At 70.7% G+C, this 24,887-nt stretch carries 21 protein-coding genes; 15 read left to right on the forward strand and 6 right to left on the reverse strand.

Annotation, left to right across the window (positions count from 1 at the left end; genetic code table 11):
- The first annotated feature begins 304 nt into the window (after positions 1–304).
- The 3 genes from AB0H86_RS35795 to AB0H86_RS35805 all read left to right on the forward strand — a co-directional run bounded on the left by AB0H86_RS35795 (position 305) and on the right by AB0H86_RS35805 (position 4,137).
- Positions 305–1,930, forward strand: a complete 1,626-nt coding sequence (locus tag AB0H86_RS35795) for an ABC-F family ATP-binding cassette domain-containing protein (protein ID WP_362448717.1) — start codon at positions 305–307, stop codon at positions 1,928–1,930.
- A gap of 241 nt (positions 1,931–2,171) precedes the next feature.
- Positions 2,172–2,948, forward strand: a complete 777-nt coding sequence (gene ddaH, locus AB0H86_RS35800; protein WP_362448720.1) for a dimethylargininase — start codon at positions 2,172–2,174, stop codon at positions 2,946–2,948.
- A gap of 211 nt (positions 2,949–3,159) precedes the next feature.
- Positions 3,160–4,137, forward strand: coding sequence for an acyl-ACP desaturase (locus tag AB0H86_RS35805; RefSeq protein ID WP_362448723.1), 978 nt, complete (start codon positions 3,160–3,162; stop codon positions 4,135–4,137).
- Positions 4,138–4,304: 167 nt separating this feature from the next.
- Here the strand turns inward: AB0H86_RS35805 and AB0H86_RS35810 are convergent, their stop codons facing one another.
- On the reverse strand, positions 4,305–4,553 hold the full coding sequence (locus tag AB0H86_RS35810) for a WhiB family transcriptional regulator (RefSeq protein ID WP_362448726.1): 249 nt from the start codon (positions 4,551–4,553) through the stop codon (positions 4,305–4,307).
- Positions 4,554–4,807: 254 nt separating this feature from the next.
- Between AB0H86_RS35810 and AB0H86_RS35815 the strand changes: the two genes are divergently transcribed.
- Positions 4,808–5,599, forward strand: a complete 792-nt coding sequence (locus AB0H86_RS35815; protein WP_362448729.1) for a VOC family protein — start codon at positions 4,808–4,810, stop codon at positions 5,597–5,599.
- A 24-nt stretch (positions 5,600–5,623) separates the two neighbouring features.
- Here AB0H86_RS35815 and AB0H86_RS35820 read toward each other — a convergent pair whose 3' ends face one another.
- Together AB0H86_RS35820 and AB0H86_RS35825 are read right to left on the reverse strand one after the other, a co-directional pair.
- A complete protein-coding gene (locus AB0H86_RS35820; RefSeq protein WP_362448732.1) occupies positions 5,624–6,667 on the reverse strand; it encodes a LacI family DNA-binding transcriptional regulator in 1,044 nt (347 codons plus the stop codon).
- A gap of 117 nt (positions 6,668–6,784) precedes the next feature.
- Entirely contained in the window at positions 6,785–7,732 is a 948-nt protein-coding gene (locus AB0H86_RS35825) for a multicopper oxidase domain-containing protein (protein ID WP_362448735.1), read from the reverse strand.
- Positions 7,733–7,921: 189 nt separating this feature from the next.
- Between AB0H86_RS35825 and AB0H86_RS35830 the strand changes: the two genes are divergently transcribed.
- Both AB0H86_RS35830 and AB0H86_RS35835 read left to right on the forward strand, forming a co-directional pair.
- Positions 7,922–10,417 carry a ThuA domain-containing protein gene (locus tag AB0H86_RS35830; protein WP_362448738.1) on the forward strand — a complete coding sequence of 832 codons (2,496 nt, stop codon included), beginning with the start codon at positions 7,922–7,924 and terminating at the stop codon, positions 10,415–10,417.
- Positions 10,418–10,473: 56 nt separating this feature from the next.
- On the forward strand, positions 10,474–12,627 hold the full coding sequence (locus AB0H86_RS35835; protein WP_362448902.1) for a family 16 glycoside hydrolase: 2,154 nt from the start codon (positions 10,474–10,476) through the stop codon (positions 12,625–12,627).
- Here the strand turns inward: AB0H86_RS35835 and ligD are convergent.
- Positions 12,614–13,675 (reverse strand): non-homologous end-joining DNA ligase, encoded by a 1,062-nt coding sequence (ligD, locus tag AB0H86_RS35840; RefSeq protein ID WP_362448741.1) that lies wholly within the window; start codon positions 13,673–13,675, stop codon positions 12,614–12,616. The genes AB0H86_RS35835 and ligD overlap by 14 nt on opposite strands.
- Positions 13,676–13,749: 74 nt before the next feature.
- Here ligD and AB0H86_RS35845 point away from each other — a divergent pair, with 74 nt between their 5' ends.
- The gene (locus tag AB0H86_RS35845; protein ID WP_362448744.1) at positions 13,750–14,817 is read left to right on the forward strand and encodes an ATP-dependent DNA ligase; all 1,068 of its coding nucleotides are present in this window, start codon (positions 13,750–13,752) and stop codon (positions 14,815–14,817) included.
- A gap of 70 nt (positions 14,818–14,887) precedes the next feature.
- Here AB0H86_RS35845 and AB0H86_RS35850 read toward each other — a convergent pair whose 3' ends face one another.
- On the reverse strand, positions 14,888–16,078 hold the full coding sequence (locus AB0H86_RS35850) for a zinc-dependent alcohol dehydrogenase (protein ID WP_362448747.1): 1,191 nt from the start codon (positions 16,076–16,078) through the stop codon (positions 14,888–14,890).
- 201 nt (positions 16,079–16,279) lie between these two features.
- On the opposite strand from AB0H86_RS35850, the gene AB0H86_RS35855 reads away from it, so the two are divergent.
- Entirely contained in the window at positions 16,280–17,272 is a 993-nt protein-coding gene (locus AB0H86_RS35855; protein ID WP_362448904.1) for a DUF3048 domain-containing protein, read from the forward strand.
- A gap of 16 nt (positions 17,273–17,288) precedes the next feature.
- On the opposite strand, the gene AB0H86_RS35860 is transcribed toward AB0H86_RS35855, so the two are convergent.
- Complete coding sequence (locus tag AB0H86_RS35860) at positions 17,289–17,753, reverse strand: MarR family transcriptional regulator (protein WP_362448750.1); 465 nt, start codon at positions 17,751–17,753, stop codon at positions 17,289–17,291.
- A gap of 239 nt (positions 17,754–17,992) precedes the next feature.
- Here AB0H86_RS35860 and AB0H86_RS35865 point away from each other — a divergent pair, with 239 nt between their 5' ends.
- The 7 genes from AB0H86_RS35865 (at position 17,993) to pcaD (ending at position 24,602) form a co-directional block, all read left to right on the forward strand.
- Complete coding sequence (locus AB0H86_RS35865; RefSeq protein WP_362448753.1) at positions 17,993–18,775, forward strand: CoA transferase subunit A; 783 nt, start codon at positions 17,993–17,995, stop codon at positions 18,773–18,775.
- Positions 18,775–19,422: a CoA transferase subunit B gene (locus tag AB0H86_RS35870; protein WP_362448756.1), complete on the forward strand. Its 648-nt coding sequence runs from the start codon at positions 18,775–18,777 to the stop codon at positions 19,420–19,422. The genes AB0H86_RS35865 and AB0H86_RS35870 overlap by 1 nt, the downstream gene beginning before the upstream one ends.
- Positions 19,423–19,424: 2 nt before the next feature.
- A complete protein-coding gene (locus tag AB0H86_RS35875; RefSeq protein ID WP_362448906.1) occupies positions 19,425–20,627 on the forward strand; it encodes a thiolase family protein in 1,203 nt (400 codons plus the stop codon).
- Between the two features lie 137 nt (positions 20,628–20,764).
- Positions 20,765–21,538 carry a protocatechuate 3,4-dioxygenase subunit beta gene (pcaH, locus tag AB0H86_RS35880; RefSeq protein ID WP_362448759.1) on the forward strand — a complete coding sequence of 258 codons (774 nt, stop codon included), beginning with the start codon at positions 20,765–20,767 and terminating at the stop codon, positions 21,536–21,538.
- A 6-nt stretch (positions 21,539–21,544) separates the two neighbouring features.
- Positions 21,545–22,150 (forward strand): protocatechuate 3,4-dioxygenase subunit alpha, encoded by a 606-nt coding sequence (gene pcaG / locus AB0H86_RS35885; RefSeq protein ID WP_362448762.1) that lies wholly within the window; start codon positions 21,545–21,547, stop codon positions 22,148–22,150.
- Positions 22,147–23,478: a 3-carboxy-cis,cis-muconate cycloisomerase gene (pcaB, locus tag AB0H86_RS35890; protein ID WP_362448765.1), complete on the forward strand. Its 1,332-nt coding sequence runs from the start codon at positions 22,147–22,149 to the stop codon at positions 23,476–23,478. The genes pcaG and pcaB overlap by 4 nt, the downstream gene beginning before the upstream one ends.
- On the forward strand, positions 23,475–24,602 hold the full coding sequence (pcaD, locus tag AB0H86_RS35895; RefSeq protein ID WP_362448768.1) for a 3-oxoadipate enol-lactonase: 1,128 nt from the start codon (positions 23,475–23,477) through the stop codon (positions 24,600–24,602). Before pcaB ends, pcaD begins: the two co-directional genes overlap by 4 nt.
- Positions 24,603–24,887: the final 285 nt, after the last annotated feature.

A 24,887-nucleotide genomic window follows, 5' to 3' on the forward strand; every position in this document is an offset into this window, starting at 1 on the left:
GGGCCTCCTTGGGGCGGTGAGGTCGGGGCTCACGTTAATCCGTTGACAGCCGACAGGGCTGTTCATACGGTGTTCAGCGGTTCTGTTGCCGTCGATAGGAGAAGGACGTTGCTCGTCTGAGGTTCTGAGACACCACGTCACACACCTGAGGTGTGTGCGCTGTGTGCGACCTCGGCGTTCGAGCCGTCCTCCGGTCCTCCGGAACAGGGCCTCTCTCATGCCCCGGGACTCTCTCCCGCGTCGGTCGCAGGTGTCTCGATACGCGCTTGCCCCTGATCGCTTCGAGCAACCGCGGAGACCCCGTATGCCAAGTTCCATCACCTGTACCTCCCTCACCTTCTCCTGGCCCGACGGCACCACCGTCTTCGACGGCCTCGATGTCGCCTTCGGCCCCGGCCGCACCGGCCTCGTCGGTGTCAACGGCTCGGGAAAATCAACCCTGTTGAAGCTGATCGCCGGAGACCTGGCCCCGGCCGACGGCACCGTCCGCGTCGCGGGCGAGGTCGGCTACCTCCCGCAGAACGTCACGCTCGACACCACGCTGAAGGTCGACGAGGCCCTCGGCATCGCCGCGCGGCGGGCCGCGCTGCACGCGATCGAGGCCGGTGACGTGGCCGGGGAGCACTTCGAGACGGTCGGCGACGACTGGGACGTGGAGGAGCGAGCCCTCGCCACCCTCGGCGAACTCGGGCTCGGCCACATCGAGTTGGACCGCACCGTCGGCGAGGTGTCGGGCGGCGAGTCGGTGCTGCTGCGGCTGGCCGCCCTGCTGCTGCGCCGACCGGACGTCCTGCTGCTCGACGAACCCACCAACAACCTGGACCTGTACGCGCGTCGGCGGTTGTACGCGGCCGTCGCGTCCTGGCCGGGCGTCATGGTCGTGGTCAGCCACGATCGCGAACTCCTTGATCTGGTCGACCAGATCGCCGATCTGCGTGCCGGGGAGATCACCTGGTACGGGGGCAACTTCTCGGGGTACGAGGAGGCGCTCGCCACCGAACAGGAGGCCGCCGAGCGGATGGTGCGGGTCGCGGAGAGCGACCTGAAGAAGCAGAAGCGTGAACTGGTCGACGCCCAGGTCAAGTTGGCCCGGCGCAGGCGCTACGGCCAGAAGATGGCGGACCAGAAGCGCGAGCCGAAGATCGTCATGGGGGCACGCAAGCGCGCGGCGCAGGAGTCCGCGGGCAAGCACCGCATCATGCACGAGGAGAGGCTCGCCGACGCGAAGGGGCGGCTCGACGAGGCGGTGGAGGCCGTGCGGGACGACGACGAGATCCGCGTCGAGCTGCCGTACACGGCCGTACCGCCGGGCCGTACCGTTCTCACTCTCCTGGATCTGGAACTGGCGTACGGCGCACGGGTGGCGGGTGGCTTCGATGTGCGCGGCCCGGAGCGGATCGCGCTGATCGGGCGCAACGGCGCGGGCAAGACGACGCTGCTGCGGACGATCGCCGGGGAGCTGGAGCCGGTCTCCGGCGAGGCGAGGGCCCATGTTCCGCTCCGCTTCCTGCCGCAGCGGCTGGACGTGCTCGACGGCGGGCTGACCGTCGCCGAGAACGTGGCCCGGTTCGCGCCGGGCGCCACCAACAACCGGGTCCGGGCCCGGCTGGCCCGCTTCCTGTTCCGGGGCGCCCGCGCCGACCAGAAGGCGGCGACGCTCTCCGGCGGCGAACGCTTCCGGGCCGCGCTGGCCGCGCTGATGCTGGCGGAGCCCGCGCCGCAGTTGCTGATGCTGGACGAGCCGACCAACAACCTGGACATGGCGAGCGTGCGGCAGCTGACGACCGCTCTGGAGTCGTACGAGGGAGCGCTGGTCGTGGCCAGTCACGACCTGCCGTTCCTGGAGTCGATCGGCATCACCCGCCGACTGCTGATGGAGGACGGAGAACTGAGGGAAATCACGACGGAGGACGACTGGTATCCCTCCTGACGTCGGACAGTTGCCCGATTCATCCCCCTTGCCGGAGCGGGGACGGCAGCCGGGACAACGGCCGGGTGAGCGTCGAGGGGCCCCCGCCGGCTCCTCGACGACCGGAAGTCGATCACGGTGGAGCATCTCAGGAGGGCAACAGCCTGACGCCGAGGGTTTTGCCCGTGCGCGCGGGCGCTGCATGATGACTGATCGGCGCCGCCCCACGGGCGCCGACAGCCGCCGATACGGAGATCCCCTCGTGCCCAGCAAGAAGGCCCTCGTCCGCCGCCCCGGCCCGCGCCTCGCCGAAGGTCTGGTGACGCACATCGAGCGGGAGAAGGTGGACCTCGACCTCGCGCTGGAACAGTGGGAGGCGTACGTCGAGGCCCTGGACGCGCACGGCTGGGAGACCATCGAGGTGGACCCCGCCGACGACTGCCCGGACTCGGCCTTCGTCGAGGACACGGTCGTCATGTACCGGAACGTCGCGCTGATCACGCGGCCCGGCGCGGACTCCCGGCGGGACGAGACGATGGGCGTCGAGGAGGCCGTGGCACGTCTCGGGTGCTCGGTGAACTGGATCTGGGAGCCGGGCACGCTGGACGGCGGTGACGTGCTGAAGATCGGCGACACGATCTACGTCGGCCGGGGCGGGCGCACCAACGCGGCCGGTGTCCAGCAGGTGCGGGCCGCCTTCGAGCCGCTCGGGGCGCGGGTCGTCGCGGTGCCGGTGAGCAAGGTGCTGCATCTGAAGTCGTCCGTGACGGCGCTGCCCGACGGAACGGTGATCGGGCACATCCCGAAGGTCGACAAACCGTCGCTGTTCCCGCGCTTCCTGTCCGTGCCCGAGGAGTCCGGGGCGCACGTCGTACTGCTGGGCAGCGAGAAACTGCTGATGGCGGCGAGCGCGCCGAAGACGGCGGAACTGCTCGCCGATCTCGGCCACGAGCCCGTCCTGGTCGACATCAGCGAGTTCGAGAAGCTCGAAGGCTGTGTGACATGCCTCTCGGTGCGCATGCGCGAGCTGTATACCTGAACGGGCGATTCCGCTTCCTCATTCGGCCCCGGACCTGCGACTCCCGCGGTCGCTTGTCATGCCCGGGGAACCGGGCTGATCAGGGCTCTTTACACTGGTCTTAACCTACGGTCACGTAACCTACGGATACGTAGCCTACGATTCCGTAGGTACCACACCGGCACCGCTCGCCGGACGCTTCCGATCTTGTTCCACGTCCCCTGGAGTACCCGTGACGATCACTTCCCCCCACCTCGGCAGCCCGTCCTCCGCCTGGACCGACGCCCGGCTGCTGTACGCGCTGGAGGAAGTCGTCGAGCAGGAGCTCAACCGGCACCTGAAGGTCGCCAAGGACTGGATGCCCCACGAGTACGTGCCGTTCAGCGACGGCCGCAACTTCCCGGGCCTCTTCGAGGACGGCCAGGCCTGGGAGAAGGAGCAGTCCAAGGTGACCGAGATCGGCCGCATCGCGCTGGTCGTGAACCTGCTCACCGAGGACAACCTCCCCAGCTACCACCACGAGATCGCCTCGCTCTTCGGCCGTGACGGCGCCTGGGGCACCTGGGTGCACCGCTGGACCGCGGAGGAGGGCCGGCACGGCATCGTGATGCGCGACTACCTGCTCACCTCGCGCGCGGTCGACCCGGACCAGCTGGAGCAGTTCCGCATGGCCCACATGGCCGAGGGCTTCGAGTCGGACAACCGGCACTCGATGCTGCACTCGGTGGCCTACGTCGCCTTCCAGGAGCTGGCGACCCGCGTCTCGCACCGCAACACCGGCCACCAGTCCGGGGACCCGGTCTGCGACCGCATGCTGGCGCGCATCGCGACCGACGAGAACCTGCACATGGTCTTCTACCGGAACCTGCTGAAGGCGGCCTTCGACCTCGCGCCCGACCTGACGATGCAGGCGGTGCGCGACGTGGTCGTGAACTTCCGCATGCCCGGCCACGGCATGCCCGGCTTCGAGCGGGCCGCCGCGCAGATGGCGATCGGCGAGATCTACAACATGCGCATCCACCACGACGACGTGCTCCAGCCCGTTCTGCGCTTCCTGAAGGTCCTGGAGATCGACGGGCTCGGCCCGGAGGGCCTCAAGGCGCAGGAGGAACTCGGTCTGTACATGGGCGGCCTGGACTCCGAGGCCTCGAAGTTCGACGAGAAGCTGGCGGCGCGCAAGGCGCGGATGGCGGCCCGCGCGAGCGCCTGACGACCTCTGCCCGGCAGGGCCCTCACGGCATTACCGTACGAGGGCCCTTCGGTTTGCCGGACGTGGGGCAAGGCCGCCTCAGCGCGACGTCCCGCCGCGTGCGGGGTCGTACGGGAGCCAGGTGGGGATCGTCGCGGGAACCCGCGGGCCCACGCGACGACGTCGTGTCACGGTCGGGCGCGCCTCAGGTGCAGTCGTTCCTTCTCCGACAGGCCGCCCCACACGCCGAAGCGCTCGTCGTTGGCGAGCGCGTAGTCCAAGCACTCGGAGCGCATCTCGCACATGCCGCAGATGCGCTTCGCCTCCCGTACCGAACTGCCCGGCTCGGGGAAGAAGAACTCCGCGCCGGTCTGCGCGCACAGGGCCTGCTGGGTCTGCCAGGCGGAATCCGCCGGGGTGATGGTGTCGATGTGCATGGGCGAGATGGTGCCGGGCGGCGAAAAACATTCCATCAACGCGGGATCAACGCCGCGTCCACGACCTCCGGCCGACCGATGATGACCCCGCCGGGCACCCCGGCGCACGGCGGCGCGCGGAACGCGGTACGACAAACCGAGATCGGTCGGTCACCCAGGGTGCCCGGCCGCGTCGACGGAATCCCGAGCGATTGTCAGTGGGCGGTGCCAGACTCGGCAGTGCAGGCAACGGGACCCTTCAAAGGAGGGCAGCGATGCTCACCACCCGTTATGTCACCGGCGCTCCGAACTGGCTCGATCTCGGCACACCCGACATCGACGGCGCCTCCTCCTTCTACGGCAGCCTGTTCGGCTGGCGGTTCCGGTCGGGCGGACCCGAGGCCGGCGGTTACGGCTTCTTCCAGCTCGACGGCAGAACAGCCGCGGGCGGCATGCAGACCACCCCGGAGCAGGGCCCGCCCTCCTGGACCGTCTACTTCCAGACTCCGGACGCGGACGCCACCGCGAAGGCGGCCGAGCAGGCGCACGGCTCGGTGCTCATGCAGCCGACGGATGTCATGGACCAGGGCCGCGTGGCGATCCTCGCCGACCAGGCGGGAGTCGCCTTCGGTATCTGGCAGCCCGCGGCCAACAAGGGCCTGGACGCCGTACGGGAGCCTGGCTCGCTGTGCTGGCTGGAGCTGTACACGCGGGATCTGCCCGCGGCTGCCGGTTTCTACCACGCGTTGTTCGGCTGGGAGACCTCCGCCCTCACCTTCGCCGGGGGCACCTACACCACCGTCCACCCAAAGGGGACCGAGTCGGAGGCCATGTTCGGCGGCATCGTCCCGCTGGAGGACGCCCCGGCCGGGGAGACGTCCGGGGCCTGGCTGCCGTACTTCGAGGTCCCGGACACGGACGCGGCGGTCAGCACGGCGCAGCACGGGGGCGGCACGGTGCGTCTACCGGCGACCGATCTGGAGGACGTCGGCCGGATTGCCGAACTCGCCGACCCGTACGGTGCCCGCTTCGCGGTGATCAAGAGTTCGCCGCCCCCGCCGCAGTAGGGGTCGGGGGGTGGCGGCCGGGGGTCACGCCGAGGCGCGGCGGACCAGTGTCGTCGGCAGGACGACACCGGACGGTGGGTCTGCCGCCTCCTGCGCGGTGTTGCGGTGGTCGAGGCCGCGCAGCAGCAAGCGGGCCATCAACCGGCCCATCTCCTCGATGTCCTGACGGACCGTCGTGAGCGGCGGATCGGTCTGTTCGGCGAGCGGCAGCATGTCGTCGAAGCCGATCACGGCCACGTCGTCGGGCACCCGCCGCCCCTGGTCGCGCAGCACCCGCAGAGCCCCGGCGGCGGTGAGGTCGTTGGCGGCGAACACGGCGTCCACGTCGGGGCAGCGGTCGAGGAGTTCCCGCATCGCCCGCTCACCGCCGGCCGGTGTGAAGTCGCTGCCCACGACGAGCCGGGGGTCGGTGTCGGGCAGGACGTCGCGGAAGCCGTCGAGCCGGTCCGCCGCCGATGTCTGGTCGAGGGGGCCGGTGATGTGGGCGACGCGGGTGCGGCCGAGGCCGACCAGATGACGTACCGCCTCGCGGGCGCCGCCGCGGTTGTCGCTGTCGACGTACACCGCGCCGTCGCCGCCGCCGTCGTCGTCCCAGCCGGGGCGGCCACCGAAGACGGTCGGGACACCGGCCCGGCGGATCAGTCCGGGCAGCGGGTCGTCGAGGTGCAGCGAGAACACCAGCGCCCCGTCGACATGACCGCCGGCGAGATAGCGGCCGACCCGGGCGTGGTCGTCGCGGCCCTCGATGAGCAGCAGTACCAGCTGGTTGTCGTGAGTCGTCAACTCCTTGCTGATGCCGCGCAGGTGCCGGGCGAAGAAGGGGTCGGCGAAGACCCGGGTCTCCGGTTCGGCGACGACCACGGCGATCGCGTCGTGCCGTCTCGTCACCAGGCTGCGGGCGGCCTGGTTGGGCACGTACCCGAGTTCCTCGACCGCCTGCCGGACCCGCTCCACGAGTGGTTCCCGCACCCCGTCACCGCCGTTGACCACACGGGAAGCGGTGGCCCTCGAGACCCCGGCCAGCGCGGCCACGGCCTCCAGCGTGGGACGCGGCACTGTCTCGGACACTTGCGGCTCCTCGTCGCTGGGTGCCGCTCAGGATAGTCCGGCCGGAGCACCGAGGTGAGAGCGCTCTCGGCACCACCGGAAGGGCCTTGCGCGTACGCCGACCCGAGCACTCAGCCGTCAGTGATGGTCGTGCGGCTCGTACCCCGGAATCGTCCCGTCCTTCTTCTTCACCAGGAACAGCCCCGCCATCCCCATGTCGGCGTGGCTCTGGACATGGCAGTGGTACATCCACGCGCCCGCTCCGACGCCCTCCCCCGCGATCACCTGGAAGCCGAAGGAGTCGGCGGGTCCCACGATCTTGTTGTCGAGGACTTGGCTGGGGTCGTCGGGTCCGGTGAGCATGCCCGTGCGGTTGTCCGCCCAGCGATGACCGTGCATATGGAAGGTGTGGTAGAACTCGCCGTGCGTGATCATCACGAACTCGACCCGATCACCCACCGTGGCCTCGAAGTTGGGGCCGGAGTGCGAGAACTTGTTGTTGATCAGCATGTCGTTGAAGACGATCGTGTGGGTCCGGTCCGGCAGCACGTCTCCCTGCCGGCGAACGATCATCGCCCCGTAGAGGCCCTTGCGGATACCGCCGGTCCCGTGCTCCGTCCCCACGACGTGGTCGTGGTAGTGCCAGTAGCCCGCGCTCCCCTCCCGCCAGGTGCCGTCGTCGCGCCGGCCCGGCACGTGGGTGCGCCAGGTGTAGGTGCGGGTGCCGCCCGGCTCGACGTGACTCTTGTTCAGCTTCGTGCCGTCACTGGTGATCTCGTAGTCCAGGCCGTGCACATGCAGGCTCACCGCCACGTCCATGGTGTTCTCGAACTCGATGTGCAGCGTGTCGCCCTCGTTGAGTTCGATGAGCGGTCCGGGGATCGTCGCCTTCCCCTTCTCCAGGCCGTAGCCCAACTGCCCGTCGGCCAGCTTCTCGGCGTACAGCTTGAGGTGCCTGACCTCGCCCCCGGCCGGGGCGGTCGGCGCGGGCGTGTTGACGCTCGACGCCTCGGGCGCGACGGACAACGATGTCGCGGCGACCGCGCCGCCCAGCAGCAACCGCTGGTTGAATCGGCGTCTGTCCATGCAGAACTCCCCACCGTGAGACGGAACTTGCGGAGCAGTACCTGTGATGAACCTGTGAGACCGTAGCGGCCTCGCGGCAGTTTATCCACACCCAGGACAAAGTTCGTGTTTTTCCGGTCATAGGTATTGGCGAGCCGCGCAAAGAGGTCTAGCTTCCTTGGCGCTGTCGCCGTGACCGAGGAGGCGTCCATGCACTTACGAGGGTTGAGTACCGCAGGCGCGAGAAACACCAGAAGACGGGCCTGGGTGGCCACCGTGGCCACCGGGGCCGTCGCCGCCGGACTGCTGTCGGGACCGACCGCCATCGCGCGTCCGGATCCGGAGCCGCCCCTGACAACGATGTCCGTGAAGTCGCCGCCGGGCGGCTCGAACGTACGTGTGCTGATCTTCCACGGATCCGCGGCGGCCGGGGACGAGTCCCCCGTCGTGAACGCCGGGATCGAGGCGATCGAGAAGATCGGGCTGACCGGCCCGGAGAACCAGCGCTACAAGGTGGAGGCGACGAGCGACGCCTCGGTCTTCACCGACGAGACGAAACTGGGCCGCTTCAACTCGATCGTGTTCCTGACCGGCGGCGGAGACGTCCTCGACCCGGAGCAGGAGGCGGGCCTGGAAGCGTATATGGAGGCCGGCGGCGGTTTCGTCGGCATCCATGACGCGGCCCGCGCGGAGCCGTACTCGGACTGGTTCACCGGGCTGGTCGGCGCCCGCCCTGCCACCTCCAGCCCAACAGCCGTACAGCGGGCGACGGTTGAGGTGGGAGACCGGCAGCACCCGGCCACCAAGGACCTGCCGGTCCAGTGGAAGCGCCCCGACCAGTGGTTCAACTGGGCGAAGAACCCCTCGGGCGACGTGCACACCGTGGCCCGGGTACGCGAGTCGACGTACCGACCGGGTGCGAGCGCCAACGGCTGGGATCATCCGGTGAGTTGGTGCCGTGACTACGACGGCGGGCGTTCCTTCTACACCGGCATGGGCGGCACGGTGTCGTCGTACGACGAGACGGACTTCCGTGCCCACCTGCGCGGCGCGCTGCTGTGGACCACCCGGCTGGCGCAGGCCGACTGCAAGGCGACGATCAACGGCAACTACAAGGCGGAGCGGCTCACCCCGTCCAACCAGCCCGGGCAGAACGACCAGATCGGCGAGCCGCACGGCCTGGTCACCGCGCCCGACGGCCGGGTGTTCTACATCGGCCGGGGCGGCACCGACTCCTCCCGGCCCGTCATCACCGACTGGAACAACCCGGACATCGGCAAGGGCAAGGGCCAGATCCACGTCTACGATCCCGCGACCAGGAAGGTCACCCTGGCGGGTGAGTTGACGGTCTTCGGCAACAAGGGCGGCGGCGACGAGCTGGTCAAGGTCGAGGAGGGGCTGCTCGGCATCGAACTCGACCCGCGCTTCGGGCAGAACGGCTGGGTGTACCTGCACTACACACCCCACTCGGGGATCAACCGCGACACCCGGATGGCCGAGCGGCGCGTCTCCCGCTTCACCCTGGACCCGGTCACCGACAAGCTGGACCTGGGCAGCGAGAAGGTGCTGCTCAAGTGGCCGGTGCAGATCCACAGTTGCTGCCATGCGGGCGGCGGGATGGCCTGGGACTCCAAGGGCAACCTGTACATCGCCACCGGCGACAACAACTCCAGTGGTTTCAGCGACGGTTACTCCGGCAACAACCCGAAGCCCAACTACAAGGGCGTCTCCTTCGCCGACGCGCGCCGCACCGCGGGCAACACCAACAACCTCAACGGCAAGATCCTGCGCGTCCACCCGGAGTCCGACGGCACGTACACGCTGCCCGACGGGAACCTGTTCACCGGCAGGGAGACCGACGAGGGCGGCGGCAAGACGCGCGGCGAGATCTACGCGATGGGCGTCCGCAACCCGGCCCGGATCTTCGTCGACCAGCGGACCGACGTCCTGTACGCGGGCTGGGTCGGCCCGGACGCGAGCGCGCCGTCGACGACCTGGGGCCCCGCCAAGTACGACACCTTCGCCGTGATCACCAAGGCGAGCAACCGGGGCTGGCCGTACTGCATGGGCAACAAGCAGCCCTACCGGGACCGCAACCTGCCTGATCCGACCCAGCCGCTCGGCTGGTACGACTGCGACCACCCGAAGAACGAGTCCCCGAACAACGACGGCCTGGTCAACCTGCCACCGGTCACCGGGAACAACATCTGGTACTCGCCCCAGGGCGGCGCACCCGACTTCCCGCGCGACGCGAACGGCATCCCCTCGTACAAGCAGGAGGAGTCCGGCTATCTGCTGCCGTGGCTCAAGGGCGGCGGCCAGGCCGCGATGAACGGCCCGGTCTACCGCTACGACGCGGCGAGCAGCAGCGGGACGAAGTGGCCGTCCTACTGGGACGGCAAGTGGTTCGTCGGCGACTTCTACGACGCCGACCAGCCGCGCAACGCGGTGCTCACCGACCCGAAGACGCACGGTGACGGCGGTCTGCCGATCCACTCGGAGTCCCTGAAGAAGATCGTGCCGATCGGCAACGACGGCATCAAGAACCTCATGGACTGGAAGTTCGGCCCGGACGGCGCCCTGTACGTCCTCGACTACGGCCGCGGCTTCTTCACCTCGGACCCCAAGTCGGCGCTGTGGCGGGTCACTTACAGGGGCGGCGGGCCCACGCCGGCCGCCGACCAGCTGGCGAGGGGGACGCAGTGACACACCGACGAGGCCGACGAAGAATCTGGACGGCCCTGCTGGCCGCCGTGCTGGTCATGCTCGGGCTGCAGGCGCTGCCCGCGGCCGGGCAGACCCGGCAGCCCCAGGAGAAGGCCGCGGCCCAGGTCCTCACCTGGACGGCCGGTGACGACATCACCAAGTACACCTCGGCGCCGCTGACGGCTACGGCGGGCGCGGCGACGATCGTCTTCGAGAACAGCGCGGCGACCGGCAACACCATGGGCATGCCGCACACGTTGACGTTCGTGACGTCGGATCCCGAGTTCAACAACGATGTCGCACTGAACATCCTCGCCAATCCCAACGACGACCAGGGCGGCCGCTACACCGCCGAGGTCACGCTCACCCCGGGCCGGTACTTCTACCACTGCGCGATTCCCGGCCACGGCCAGATGCAGGGCATCCTCGTGGTGACCGAGGGCAGTGGCGAGGACACCACACCGCCCGAGACGGCCGCGCGGGTGACCGGGACGCAGAACGCCCAGGGCGAGTACGTCGGTTCGGCGAGCGTCGCGATCAGCGCGACGGACGAGGGCGGCTCGGGTGTCGACGCCGTCCAGTACGCGGTGGGCGACACCGGTGAGTGGCTGCCGTACACCGCGCCGGTCGTCGTCGATCAGGTCGGCGGCCACCGGATCCGTTACCGGGCGCTCGACAAGGCGGGCAATGTGTCCGCCGACAAGAGCGTCTCGTTCACGGTGGTCGCGCCGCCCTCGGACGACACGACAGCGCCACAGACCTCGGCGACGGTCAGCGGCGAACAGAACGCCGACGGGACCTACGTCGACATGGCCACGGTCACCGTCAGCGCCTCCGACACCGGCTCCGGGGTCAACACCGTCGAGTACGCGGTGGGTTCGGGTGCCTGGCAGCCGTACACCGCGCCCGTGATGGTGCACCAGACCGGCACGCACACCGTGCGGTATCGGGCCACCGACAAGGCGGGCAATGTGTCCGCCGACAAGAGCGTCACGTTCACGGTAGTGGCGGCGGCTCCGCAGGACACCACCCCTCCGGTGACGGGCGTGACCGTGGACGGCACCCGGAACTCCGACGGGGCGTATGTGCGCAGTGCCAGGGTGACCGTGAGCGCCACGGACGAGGGTGGCTCGGGTGTCGACCGGATCGAGTACTCGCTCGACGGCGGCCCGTACCTCGCGTACACCGCCCCCGTGGTGGTCGACCGCGCAGGTGCGCACACCGTCGCGTACCGGGCGAGCGACAAGGCGGGCAACACCGCCGCGGCCCGCACGGTGAGCTTCACGGTGGTGGCCGGTGGCGGGGTGCCCGCGCCCAACTGCCCTGAGTACGACGAGCGGTTGACGGTGATCGTCGGCACGGTCGACTCGGGTGTGCCCAACCGGGTGACCAACAACCGGTGCCGGATCAACGAGTTGATCGAGGACGAGAAGGAGTGGACCTCCCACGCGCTGTTCCTCAAGCATGTGAAGACGGTCCTGGACAAGCTGCTCAAGGAGGGGGTCCTCGACCAGCGCGAGTACTCCGCGATCCAGCAGGCGGCCCGGGACTCCGGGCTCGGCACGCCCGGACAGACCGAGGGGTACCGCACCATCATGGACGGCACCGCGGATTCCTTCGCCAAGTGGCAGCAGGTGGGCGGTGGTTCGTTCGGGCTGAACCCGGACGGCTCGATCACCTCGGGCACCACGAAGGCCGGCCTCGGCATGCTGTGGTTCCCCGAGCGCAAGTACGGCGACTTCTCGCTCAAGCTCCAGTGGCGTGACGACGCGCCGGGCACCGGGAACGCCAACTCCGGTGTGTTCGTGCGGTTCCCGTGGGTGCTCGACCACCCGGAGGAGTCGCGGCCGGAGTGGGTCGCCATCAAGTACGGGCACGAGGTGCAGGTGCTCGACCGTCCCGACGGCGACATGTACAAGACGGGTTCGGTCTACGGCTTCGACCGGGTGGGGCTCGCCGGTGCCGGCGTCACCCAGAAGGGCACCTGGAACGACTACGAGATCCGGGTGGTCGACCAGCACTACTCGGTCTACCGCAACGGTGTGCTGATCAACGAGTTCGACAACATCGGCGGCCAGGACTTCACCCCGCCCCGCTCGGACGACCCGGGCACGGACGGGCGGCGGTTCGCCTCCGGCTACATCGGACTCCAGGTGCACGGAACCACGGACGTGGTCTCGTACCGGGACATCCGCGTCAAGGGGCTGTAGGCCCCGAAGGGGGTGTCTCCGGCGGGGCCGCCGGAGACACCCCCTTCTTCGCCCTGCTCGGCTGCACCCGCGTGGGCTCCCCCGGCATCTTCGGATACTCGGGCGGGTACGGCAGGTCGCCCAGCCCGTGGTCCTGCTCGTCGCGGCGGGCGAGGTCGAGCAGGGCGTCCAGGGAGAAGCGGTGGTCGTCCATGTCCGCGTGCACGTCGCCGAGTTCGGCGAACCGCGCGGGCATGGTCGCGATGTCGAAGTCCTGGGGGCGCGCGGTGCCGACCTCCTCCCAGCGCAGGGGCGCCGACACCGGGGCGTGCGGGCGCGGCCGTACGGAGTACGCGGAGGCGATGGTGCGGTCCCGGGCCGTCTGGTTGTAGTCGACGAAGATGCGGGCGCCCCGCTCCTCCTTCCACCATTTGATGGTCACGTGGTCCGGCATCCGCCGTTCCATCTCCCGCCCGACCGCGATCGCGGCGCGCCGCACCTGGGTGAAGGTCCAGCGCGGCTCGATGGGGACGAAGACGTGCAGGCCACGCCCCCCGGAGGTCTTGGGCCAGCCGCGCAGACCGCCGAACTCGTTGAGGACGGCGCGCAGTTCATGGGCGGCGCGGACGGCGTCGTCGTAGTCGGTACCGGGCTGCGGGTCGAGGTCGAGGCGCAGTTCGTCCGGGTGGTCGACGTCGTCGCGGCGCACCGGCCAGGGGTGGAAGGTGAGCGTGCCGAACTGGGCGGCCCACAGCACGGCGGCCTCCTCGGTCGGGCACATCTCGTCGGCGCTGCGTCCGCTGGGGAAGGTGATGTGGGCGGTGGGGATCCAGTCGGGCATGTTCTTGGGCGCCCGCTTCTGGAAGAAGGACTCGCCGGCCATACCGTCCGGGTAGCGCTCCAGGGTGGTGGGGCGGTCGCGCAGGGCGCGCAGGATGCCGGGACCGACGGCCTGGTAGTAGCGGGCGAGGTCCAGCTTGGTGAAACCGCGCTCGGGAAAGAAGACCTTGTCCGGGCTGGACAGCCGTACGGTCCGGCCGCCCGCCTCCAGTTCCACCGCTGCACCCATGCGAGACACGGTAGGCGCACCTCGCAAGGCCCGCACACCGGGCATTTCGCGACACGCGGGGGCAGAATCGGAGCATGGACCTGCCGGTGATGCCGCCTGTGAAGCCGATGCTCGCCAAGTCGGTGGCGACCATCCCGCCGGACATGCAGTACGAGGCGAAGTGGGACGGGTTCCGGGCGATCGTGTTCCGCGACGGGGCCGAGGTCGAACTGGGCAGCCGTACCGGAAAGCCGCTGACCAGGTATTTTCCCGAGCTGGTGGTGGCACTCAAGGAACGGTTGCCGCAGCGCTGTGTACTGGACGGGGAGATCGTCATCGCCCGGGGCGGGCGGCTGGACTTCGACGCGCTGACCGAGCGGATCCACCCGGCGGACTCCCGGGTGCGGATGCTGGCCGAGCGGACACCGGCGTCGTTCGTGGCCTTCGACCTGCTGGCACTGGCGGACGAGTCGCTGCTGGAGGTACCTCTGAGCGACCGCCGACGGCTGCTGGCCGGCGCCCTGTCCGGGGTCACGGCGCCCGTGCACCTGGCGCCGTCCACGACCGACATCGAGGTGGCCCGGCAGTGGTTCGAGCAGTACGAGGGGGCCGGTCTGGACGGGGTCATCGCCAAGCCGCTGTCCGTGCGCTACCTCCAGGACGCGCGCGCCATGTTCAAGGTCAAGCACGAACGGACGGCGGACGTGGTCGTCGCCGGCTACCGCCTCCACAAGAGCGGCCCGGTCGTCGGTTCGCTGCTGCTCGGTCTGTACGACGAGCGGGGCGCCCTCCAGCACGTGGGCGTGTCCGCGGCCTTCCCCATGAAGCGGCGCGCCGAACTGATCGATGAGCTGGAGCCCCTGCGGATGGACGATGCCGCGGGGCACCCCTGGGCGGCCTGGTCCGACGAGGCGGCGCACGAGAGCGCCCGGCTGCCCGGGGCGCCCAGCCGCTGGTCGGGCAAGAAGGACCTGTCCTGGGTGGCGCTGCGGCCGGACCGGGTGGCCGAGGTGGCGTACGACCACATGGAGAACGGCGCACGCTTCCGGCACACGGCCCGTTTCCGCCGCTGGCGCCCGGACCGGACCCCCGAGAGCTGCACGTACGCGCAGCTGGAGGAACCGGTGCGGTATGACCTGACGGAGATCCTCGGCGGCTCCTGAGCGAGGGCGGGGCCCTGGTTCAGGGCGTGATCCGGCTCAAGGCCTGACCCGGCCAAAGGCCTGACCCGGCTCAAGGCGTCATCAGCACCTTGACCGCGCCGTCCCGCTTGCGCTGGAACATCTCGTACGCGTGCGGGGCGTCCGTCAGCGGCAGCCGGTGGGTGGCGAAGTCGTCGACACCGAGCGGGTCCTCGTCGGTGAGGTACGGGATGATCTCGTCGCTCCAGCGGCGGACGTTGGCCTGGCCCATCCGGATCTGGATCTGCTTGTCGAACATGGTGCCCATCGGCAGCGGGTCGGAAGTGCCGCCGTACATGCCGGACAGCGAGACCGTGCCGCCCCGGCGCACCAGCTCGACGGCGGTGTGGAGGGCGGCGAGCCGGTCGACGCTGAAGCGTTCCGCGAACGGCCCGCTGATCCGGCGCGGCAGCAGGGCCGAGGCCTGCTGCGCGAGCCTGGCCGCCGCGCTGCCGTGGGCCTCGGTGCCGACGGCGTCGATCACCGCGTCCGGTCCGCGTCCGTCCGTCTCGTCGCGGATCGCCTGGACCAGCTCCTTCTCGCTGTCGAAGCTCCTGATGTCGAACGTCTCCACGCCCCGCGCCCGTGCCCGGCGCAGCCGCTCGCTCACCAGGTCCACCCCGAACACCCGCCCGGCGCCGCGCACCTGGGCGACCCGGCAGGCCATGTCGCCGATCGGCCCGAGGCCGAGTACGGCGACGCTGCCACCCTGCGGGATGTCGGCGTAGGCGACCGCCTGCCAGGCGGTGGGCAGCACATCGGAGAGATAGACGAACCGGTCGTCGGGCGGACCCTCCGGCACCTTGATCGGGCCGTACTGCGCCTGCGGCACCCGCAGGTACTCCGCCTGGGCACCCGGTACGGCGCCGTACAGACGGGTGTAGCCGAACAGGGCGGCGCCCATGCCCTCGCTGGTGACCTGGGTGGTCTCGCACTGGCTGGGCAGGCCGGTCAGGCACATCCAGCAGTTGCCGCACGCTATCTGGAACGGGACGACCACCCGGTCGCCCGCCGCGAGGTCGGGGACCCCGGCGCCGACCGCCTCGACGATGCCCATGGGCTCGTGACCAAGGATGTCGCCGGGTGTCATGAACGGGGTAAGCACCTCGTAGAGGTGCAGGTCGGAGCCGCACAGCCCGGTGGAGGTGACGCGGATGACGGCGTCCGTCGGCTCCTGGATCTTCGGATCGGGCACGTTCTCCACCTGTACGTCCCGCTTGCCCTGCCAGGTCACTGCCCTCATCGCCACTCCCTGGGTCACGTCGACGTGTCGGGAATCTCCGGCCTGCGGTGCCGCCCGGGTACCCGGGGCCCCTCACCGCGAACCGCCACCCCTGGGCCGAACGGCCTACAGAACGCGCGCGATCAGAATCGAGCGGGTATATGCGCCAATGAACTTATAAGCGCACAATAAATGACACGAGACAGGTGGCCACGGGTGAGCATGGGAGAGAAGGCGCGCAAGCGCCGCGCCGCCACGGCAGCGGCGCTGCTGACCGCCGCGGTGACGGCGTCGCTGACGGCGGGCTGCACAGGGGCGCGCGGCCCGGTCGACGACAGCCGCGGACAGGCGCAGACGCCCCAACGGAGCCACAGCCCGAGCCCCAGCCCGGCCGAGAGCGGCGGCGGCGCCGTACTCGCCGTGAAGATCGACAACGTGCGGGCGGCCAGACCCCAGACCGGCCTGGACTCCGCGGACATCGTGTACGCCGAGCAGGTCGAGGGCGGTCTGAGCCGGCTGATGGCGATCTACGCGACCAAGCTGCCGAAGGCCGTCGGACCGGTGCGCAGCGCACGCGAGTCTGACCTGGAGCTGCTGCGCCAGTTCGAGCGGCCGACGCTCGCCTTCTCCGGGGCGCAGGGCAAGCTGCTACCACTGATCAACAAGGCCCCGCTGGACGGGCAGACCCCCGAGAAGGTGGCCGACGCCTACTACCGCGGCACCGACAAGCCGGCCCCGCACAATCTCTACGTGCGTCCGAACAAGCTGCTTCCCTCCGCACCGGGCGCCGACGCGCTGACGACCGGCTTCCACCACGGCGCCGCACCCGTGGGCGGACGGCCCGAGAAGTCGCGGACCGTGCGCTACCCCTCGGCCCGCTTCACCTTCACCTGGTCCGGGGGCCGTGACCGCTGGCTGGTCTCGATGGACGGCACACCTGCCGTGACGACCGACGGGCAGCGAATGGCGCCGGCGACGGTCGTCGTGCAGCACGTGAAGGTGCGCGAGTCCGCCTTCCACGACTTCCTCGGCAACAACACGCCGTACACCGAGACCGTCGGCTCGGGGAAGGCGGAGGTGCTGCGCGACGGACGGTCCTACGACGTGAACTGGAAGCGCGCCTCGGCCGCCGACGGAACGGAGTTCACGACGGCGGACGGTGCGCCGGTGAACTTCGCCGAGGGGCAGGTGTGGGTGGTGTTCCTCAAGGACTGAGCGGTCCTGTGAGGCCTCAGGGCCGGGCGGCGAGGGGTTCCGCGGGATTGCGTAGCCCCTCGGCCGCGTCCGAGACCCGGCGGATGAGGTCGAAGAAGACGGTCTGTTCCTCGGCCGAGAGCGGGGCCAGGAACACCTGGTTCATCCGGGCCGTGCGCACCGCGAGCTTGCGGTGGGTGCGCAGCCCGTCGTCGGTCGGGCGCAGCAGGAAGCGCCGTCCGTCCTGGGCGTCGCGCACCTTGTCGAGCAGTCCGCGCCGGCCGAGGCGGCTGATCACCTCGGCGATGGTGGAGCGGTCGAGACCCACCCGCTCCCCCACCGTGCGCTGGTCGAGGCCGGGCTCGGCCACGAGCGCGTTCAGGACCGCGAACTGCGGAGAGGTGATCTCCTCGGAGACCATCGTGTTCCACAACAGGTAGTGCGCCTGCTGGAGCCGCCGGGCCAGGTGCCCGGGGTGGGTGGAGAGGTCCACCGCGGCCATGTGCGCTCCCGAGGTCGTATTCGTTGCTGCCACTTCATGGGCGTATTTCGTTGGTGGGCTGAACAATACCGGGGCGGTGACTCCGCTGTCTGCGGTGCGCACACATGAGATGAGCTCGCATTTCTCCTGGCTCTTGACGCCTCGCCGCTCCAATGGCAGCGTGAAGCACACCTCACTGAATTAATCAGTGCCCTGACTAATTGGCTCGACGGGCGCTCGGACGGGATGGGGCTTCACGGATGGACAAGGTGGTCGCCACGGCCCTGGAGGCGGTGGCCGACGTGCCGGACGGCGCGTCGCTCGCGGTGGGCGGGTTCGGGCTGAGCGGTGTGCCGAACGTACTGATCCAGGCACTGTACGAGCGCGGGGTCGGCGGTCTCCGCGTGGTCTCCAACAACTGCGGGGCGATGGACTCGGGCCTCGCGGTACTGCTGTCGGCGGGGCGGATCGCCCGGGTGACCGGCTCCTACATCGGCGCGAACAAGGAGTTCGCCCGCCAGTACCTGGGCGGGGAGCTGGAGGTGGAGATGATCCCGCAGGGCACGCTGGCCGAACGGCTGCGGGCCGGCGGCGCCGGGATCCCCGCCTTCTACACCCCGGCGGGCGTGGGCACACAGGTCGCCGACGGCGGACTGCCCTGGCGCTACGACGGCTCCGGTGGCGTCGCGCTGGCGTCCCCGCCGAAGGAGGTACGGGAGTTCGACGGTACGGAATACGTGCTGGAACACGGGATCCGTACCGACTTCGCGCTGGTCAGGGCCTGGAAGGGCGACCGGCACGGGAACCTGGTGTTCAACAAGTCCTCCCGCAACTTCAACCCCCTCGCGGCGATGGCGGGCCGGATCACCATCGCCGAGGTGGAGGAACTGGTCGAGCCGGGTGAGATCGACCCGGACGCGGTCCATCTGCCGGGGATCTTCGTGCGGCGGGTCGTCGCGCTCACCCCGGAGCAGGCCGCGGACAAGGGCATCGAACGGCGCACGATCTCCGCGCCCGAGGCACGAGGCACGGTGAGCGGCTGATGGCCTGGACACGCGAGGAGATGGCCGCGCGGGCGGCGCGCGAGCTGGAGGACGGCCAGTACGTCAACCTCGGCATCGGCCTGCCGACGCTGATCCCGAACTACCTCCCGCCGGGCGTCGAGGTGATCCTGGAATCGGAGAACGGGATCCTGGGCACCGGTCCCTACCCCACCGACGACCAGGTGGACCCGGATCTGATCAACGCCGGGAAGGAGACCGTCACGGTATTGCCGGGGGCCTCCTTCTTCGACTCGGCGCTGTCCTTCGGGATGATCCGCGGCGGGCACATCGATGTCGCCGTACTGGGGGCCATGCAGGTCTCCGCGGCGGGCGATCTGGCGAACTGGGCCATCCCGGGGAAGATGATCACCGGGATCGGCGGGGCGATGGATCTCGTGCACGGCGCCCGGACGGTCATCGTGGTGATGACCCACACCGCCAAGGACGGCTCCCCGAAGATCCTGGAGGAGTGCGCGCTGCCGCTCACCGGCAAGGCGTGTGTGAACCGGGTCATCACCGACCTCGGCGTCCTGGACGTCACCGGGGACGGGCTGGTGCTGGTGGAGACCGCGCCCGGTGTCATGGTCGAGGAGATCGTGGCGAAGACCGCCGCGAAGGTCCGCATCCCCGAGGAGATCCAGCCGTGAGCCTGAAGGACGTCTACATCGTCGACGCGGTCCGCACCCCGATCGGTCGCTACAGCGGCGCTCTGGCGTCGGTACGCCCGGACGACCTGGCCGCGCATGCCATCCGTGAACTCGTGGCCCGTACCCCGGACTTGGACCCGTCCCGGATCGAGGACGTGTACTTCGGCAACGCCAACGGCGCCGGCGAGGAGAACCGCAACGTCGGGCGGATGGCCGCGCTGCTGGCGGGCCTGCCGACGTCCGTGCCGGGGGTGACCGTCAACCGGCTGTGCGCGTCCGGTCTGGAGGCGGTCATCCAGGCCGCCCGCGCCATCGCGGCCGGGGACGCCTCCGTCGCCGTGGCCGGCGGGGTGGAGTCGATGACCCGGGCGCCGTATGTGCTGCCCAAGTCCGACAGGCCCTTCCCGGCCGGCCACACCGAGATGTACTCCACCACCCTGGGCTGGCGCATGGTCAACCCGAGGATGGAGCCGCAGTGGACGATCCCGCTCGGCGAGTCCGCCGAACTCATCGCCGACAAGCACAAGATCAGCCGTGCACAGCAGGACGAGTTCGCGCTGAACAGTCACCGCAAGGCCGCCGCCGCCCAGGAGGCCGGCCTGTTCGACGCCGAACTCGTCCCCGTGGGCATCCCGCAGCGCAAGGGCGAGCCGCTCACCTTCGGCGCCGACGAATGCGTACGCCAGGACGCGTCCTTGGCGGCGATGGCCAGGCTCAAGCCCTCCTTCCGCACCTCCGAGGGGACGGTCACCGCCGGCAACGCCTCGCCCCTCAACGACGGGGCCGCCGCCCTGCTCCTCGTCGACGCGGAGGGCCTCAAGGCCACCGGCCGTGAACCCCTCGCCCGGATCTCCGCCACCGGCGTCAACGCCGTCGACCCGCACTACTTCGGCCTCGCCCCCGTCGAAGCCGTCAACCGCGCACTCACCAAGGCGGGCAGGACCTTCGACGACGTGTCCGTGCTCGAACTCAACGAGGCGTTCGCCGCCCAGGTCCTCGGCTGCGTGGCCGAGTGGCCCGAGTTCGACCCGGCGATCCTCAACCCGCAGGGCGGCGCCATCGCACTCGGCCACCCGCTCGGTGCCTCCGGCGCCCGCCTCGCGGGCACGGTCGCCCACCAACTCGCCCGCCAGGGCGGCGGAACCGGCGTCGCCACCCTCTGCATCGGCGTGGGCCAGGGCCTCGCCCTCGTCCTCGAACGCTGAAAGCGCCGTTCGGAAACGGCCGGCCGTCCGTGGCGGTCGCGCCCGCGGCGGAGCCGCATATCGAGACCGCCCCGCGCCCCAAGGACGCGATACGGCCCCCGACTTCGACGAGACCGTCCGAACCCCCAGGAAACCCCATGCCTCTGACCCAACACGACATCGACCTGGAGATCGCGGCCGAGCGCGCCGCGTACGAGAAGCGCATCGCCGACGGCGGCCCCGTCGAGCACCAGCCGCGCCGCGGCTACGCCCCCTACCGCTCCTCGGTGCTGCGGCACCCGAAGCAGCCGCCGATCGCGATCGACGTCAGCAAGGACCCGGAGCTGGTGGAGCTGTCCTCCCCCGCCTTCGGGGAGCGGGACATCACCGAGATCGACAACGACCTCACCCGGCAGCACCACGGCGAGCCGATCGGCGAGCGCATCACCGTCTCCGGCCGGCTGCTGGACCGCGGCGGGCGCCCGATCCGGGGCCAGCTGGTCGAGATCTGGCAGGCGAACTCGGCCGGCCGCTACGCGCACCAGCGCGAGCAGCACGACGCCCCGCTGGACCCCAACTTCACCGGCGTCGGCCGCACGCTCACCGACGACAGCGGCCACTACCGGTTCACGACCGTGCAGCCGGGCCCGTACCCGTGGCGCCAGCACGTCAACGCCTGGCGGCCGGCCCACATCCATTTCTCGCTGTTCGGTTCGGCGTTCACACAGCGGCTCGTGACGCAGATGTACTTCCCGAGCGACCCACTCTTCCCCTACGACCCGATCATCCAGTCGGTGACCGACGACGCGGCCCGGCAGCGGCTGGTGGCGACGTACGACCACAGCCTGTCGGTGCCGGAGTTCTCGATGGGCTACCACTGGGACATCGTGCTCGACGGGCCGCACGCCACCTGGCTCGAAGAAGGGCGCTGACCTGCCATGACGAAGATCGACACAAGTCGTCCGGAGACCGTACTGCCCACCCCGTCGCACACGGTCGGCCCGTTCTACGGCCATGCCCTGCCGTTTCCCGGCGGCGGCAACATCGCCCCCGTCGGCCACCCGGACACGATCGCCGTGCAGGGGTATGTGTACGACGGCGAGGGCGATCCGCTGCCGGACGCGTTCCTGGAGCTGTGGGGCCCGGACCCGGACGGCAATCTGCCGACGGTCGACGGCTCGATGCGTCGGGACCCGGCGAGCGGCGGCTTCCTCGGCCGCAACGGCGTGGAGTTCACCGGCTGGGGCCGCGTCCAGACCGACGCGAACGGTCACTGGTCCGCGCGGACCCTCAGGCCCGGCGCCCGCGGGCAGAGCGCCCCGTACCTCAGCGTGTGCGTCTTCGCGCGCGGGCTGCTGGTGCACCTGTACACCCGGATCTACCTGCCGGGCGACGAGGCGGCGCTCGCCGTGGACCCGCTGCTCGCGCGGCTGGACGCGGAGCGGCGCGACACGCTGATCGCCGCCCGGCAGGGCGACGGCACGTACCGTTTCGACATCCGCCTTCAGGGCGAAGGCGAGACGGTCTTCCTGGAGTTCCAGTGACATCTGCCCCACCGGACGCCGGCCTGCTCGCCCCCGGGTGGGCGGGCTCCCCCGCCGCGGCCACGACCAGCGACAACGCGTTCCTCCAGGCGCTGCTCGACGCGGAGGCCGCGCTGACCCGCGTCCAGGCCGCGCTGGGGCTCGCCCCCGCCGAGGCCGCGACGGCGGTGACCGAGGCGGCCGACGCCGGCCGCTTCGACGTGCTCTCGCTCGCGGATCGCGCACGAGCCGGCGGGAATCCCGTCATCCCGCTGGTGGCCGATCTGACGAAGGCGGTCGGCGAGGAGTACGGCCCGTACGTCCACCGGGGCGCCACCAGCCAGGACATCATGGACACTGCCACGATGCTGGTGGCCGCGCGCACGCTGGCCCTCGTCCTCGGCGAACTCGGCCGCACCGAGCGGGCACTGGCCCGCCTCGCCGCCGACCACCGGGACACGGCGATGCCGGGCCGGACGCTGACCCAGCACGCCGTCCCGACGACGTTCGGGCTGAAGGCGGCCGGGTGGCGGTCCCTGGTGCTGGACGCGCGGGACCGGGTGACGGCCGCACGGGACGCCCTGCCCGCCCAACTCGGCGGCGCCGCCGGTACGTTGGCCGCCTTCCAGGCGTACGGCGCGGCAGACCCGGCCGCGCTGCCGGGGGCCTACGCCCGTGAACTCGGCCTCCGATCGCCCGCGCTCCCCTGGCACACCCTGCGCACTCCGATCGCCGACCTCGCGGGCTGTCTGGCCTTCGCGGCCGGGGCGCTGGGCAAGATCGCCGCGGATGTGCTCACCCTCTCCCGCACCGAGATCGCCGAGGTGACGGAGGGCAGCGGCGGCGGCTCGTCGGCCATGCCGCACAAGGCGAACCCGGTACGGTCCACGCTGGTCGCCGCCGCGGCCCGGCGCGCTCCACAGCTCGCCGCCACGCTGTACGGGTCGCTGGCGGCGGAGGACGAACGGCCGGCCGGAGCCTGGCACGCCGAGTGGGAGCCGCTGCGGGACCTGCTCCGGCTGGTCGGCGGCGCGGCCCGCGACACCGCCGAACTGACCGAGCACCTACGCGTCCACGCCGACGTCATGCGCGAACACCTGGACCTCACCCACGGGTTGGTCGTCTCCGAGCGACTGTCCGCCGAGCTGTCGCCGGTGCTCGGCCGGGCCCGCGCCAAGGAGCTGCTCACCGAACTCGCCCGGCGAACCTTCAGCGAGCAGCGGACTCTGCGTGAACTCCTCGCCGAGGAGCCGGAGTTGAAGGACCTCGACCTCGACGGGCTCACCGACCCCACCCGCTACACGGGCGCTGCCGCAGCCCTCACCGACCGTGCTCTGGAGCGACGTTGACCGACAAGCTGCTCAACCACCGTGCCGAGGGGCCCGTCACCGCTCCCCCACTGCTGCTCGGGCCCTCGCTGGGCACGTCGTACGCGCTGTGGGACAAGGTCGCCCCCGAGCTGTCCGTCACCCACCGGGTGGTCCGCTGGGACCTGCCCGGGCACGGGGGCTCCGCGGCCGACCTGATCGGGCCGGGCGCGACCGTCGGTGACCTCGCCGACCTGGTGCTGGCGCTCGCCGACTCCCTCGGCGTCGACCGGTTCGCGTACGCGGGCGTGTCCCTGGGCGGCGCGGTCGGGCTGCATCTGGCGGTGCACCATCCCGAGCGGGTGGCGTCCCTCGCGGTGATCTGCTCCTCGGCCCACTTCAACGGCTCGAAGCCGTGGCAGGAGCGGGCCGAGCGGGTCCGGCGCGAGGGCGTGGAGTGGCTCGCGGAGGGCGCCGACGCCCGCTGGTTCACGCCCGGGTTCACCGTGCCGGAGCTGGTCCGCGACCACCGGGACGCCGACCCGGAGGCGTACGCCGCCTGCTGCGACGCGCTGGCCGCGTTCGACGTGCGGGACCGGCTGGACGACATCTCCATGCCGACCCTGCTGGTCGCCGGCCGGCAGGACCCGGCGACCCCGCCGGCGCATCTGCGGGAGATCGCGGACGCGGTCCAGGGTGCCACGCTCGTCGAGCTTCCGGGTGCCTCGCACCTGGCGCCCGCGCAGTGTCCGGAGGCGGTGCTGACGGCGCTGCGGGCCCACCTCGGGGGGCCCGCCCCTCGGGGCATGGAGGTGCGGCGCGAGGTGCTGGGCGACGCCCACGTGGACCGGGCGCAGGCCCGGCAGACGCCCTTCACCGCTCGCTTCCAGGACCTCATCTCGCGTTACGCGTGGGGCGAGATCTGGACCGACGAGACCCTCACCCGCCGCGAGCGCAGCATGATCACGCTGACGGCGCTGGTCGCGCACGGCCACTACGACGAGCTGGCCATGCATGTGCGGGCGGCCCGGCGCAACGGGCTCACACCGGACGAGATCGGCGCGGTGCTGCTGCAGACGGCCGTGTACTGCGGGGTCCCGGCGGCGAACTCGGCCTTCGCGGCGGCCCAGCGGGTACTGGCGGAGGAGGACGGCACCGCGGGGTGATCCCGGCGGCGCCGGGCCACGGGGTGGTCCTGGCGACAGGGTGCCAGGAGCACCTCGTCGACGCCCGCATCCCTGTGCCCGGCGTTGGCAGCTCGGGGGTGCGCCGGCAGCCGGCAGAGATGACCGAGCGGCGCTCGGGAGGCTGAGCCCGACAGCGGCTCGCTGCCGCGACGCCGCGGACCGGGCAGCGCGTGCGCTCAGCACCTCGGGGTGAGCCCGCTAGGGGATGAGCCCGCTCGGAGGCGAACCCGCCCGGTACGAACCCGCCCGGGGATGAGCCCGCTC

This window comes from Streptomyces sp. NPDC050997 (assembly GCF_040660135.1).
Taxonomy (GTDB): Bacteria; Actinomycetota; Actinomycetes; order Streptomycetales; family Streptomycetaceae; genus Streptomyces.

Excerpts from the sequence above, each read along its gene's own strand:
- AB0H86_RS35795 (WP_362448717.1), top strand. The coding sequence starts at position 305 with ATGCCAAGTTCCATCACCTGTACCTCCCTCACCTTCTCCTGGCCCGAC.
- AB0H86_RS35810 (WP_362448726.1), bottom strand. The coding sequence starts at position 4,553 with ATGCACATCGACACCATCACCCCGGCGGATTCCGCCTGGCAGACCCAG.
- AB0H86_RS35815 (WP_362448729.1), top strand. The coding sequence starts at position 4,808 with ATGCTCACCACCCGTTATGTCACCGGCGCTCCGAACTGGCTCGATCTC.
- AB0H86_RS35825 (WP_362448735.1), bottom strand. The coding sequence starts at position 7,732 with ATGGACAGACGCCGATTCAACCAGCGGTTGCTGCTGGGCGGCGCGGTC.
- AB0H86_RS35830 (WP_362448738.1), top strand. The coding sequence starts at position 7,922 with ATGCACTTACGAGGGTTGAGTACCGCAGGCGCGAGAAACACCAGAAGA.
- AB0H86_RS35835 (WP_362448902.1), top strand. The coding sequence starts at position 10,474 with ATGCTCGGGCTGCAGGCGCTGCCCGCGGCCGGGCAGACCCGGCAGCCC.
- ligD (WP_362448741.1), bottom strand. The coding sequence starts at position 13,675 with ATGGGTGCAGCGGTGGAACTGGAGGCGGGCGGCCGGACCGTACGGCTG.
- AB0H86_RS35845 (WP_362448744.1), top strand. The coding sequence starts at position 13,750 with ATGGACCTGCCGGTGATGCCGCCTGTGAAGCCGATGCTCGCCAAGTCG.
- AB0H86_RS35850 (WP_362448747.1), bottom strand. The coding sequence starts at position 16,078 with ATGAGGGCAGTGACCTGGCAGGGCAAGCGGGACGTACAGGTGGAGAAC.
- AB0H86_RS35855 (WP_362448904.1), top strand. The coding sequence starts at position 16,280 with ATGGGAGAGAAGGCGCGCAAGCGCCGCGCCGCCACGGCAGCGGCGCTG.
- AB0H86_RS35860 (WP_362448750.1), bottom strand. The coding sequence starts at position 17,753 with ATGGCCGCGGTGGACCTCTCCACCCACCCCGGGCACCTGGCCCGGCGG.
- AB0H86_RS35865 (WP_362448753.1), top strand. The coding sequence starts at position 17,993 with ATGGACAAGGTGGTCGCCACGGCCCTGGAGGCGGTGGCCGACGTGCCG.
- AB0H86_RS35870 (WP_362448756.1), top strand. The coding sequence starts at position 18,775 with ATGGCCTGGACACGCGAGGAGATGGCCGCGCGGGCGGCGCGCGAGCTG.
- pcaH (WP_362448759.1), top strand. The coding sequence starts at position 20,765 with ATGCCTCTGACCCAACACGACATCGACCTGGAGATCGCGGCCGAGCGC.
- pcaG (WP_362448762.1), top strand. The coding sequence starts at position 21,545 with ATGACGAAGATCGACACAAGTCGTCCGGAGACCGTACTGCCCACCCCG.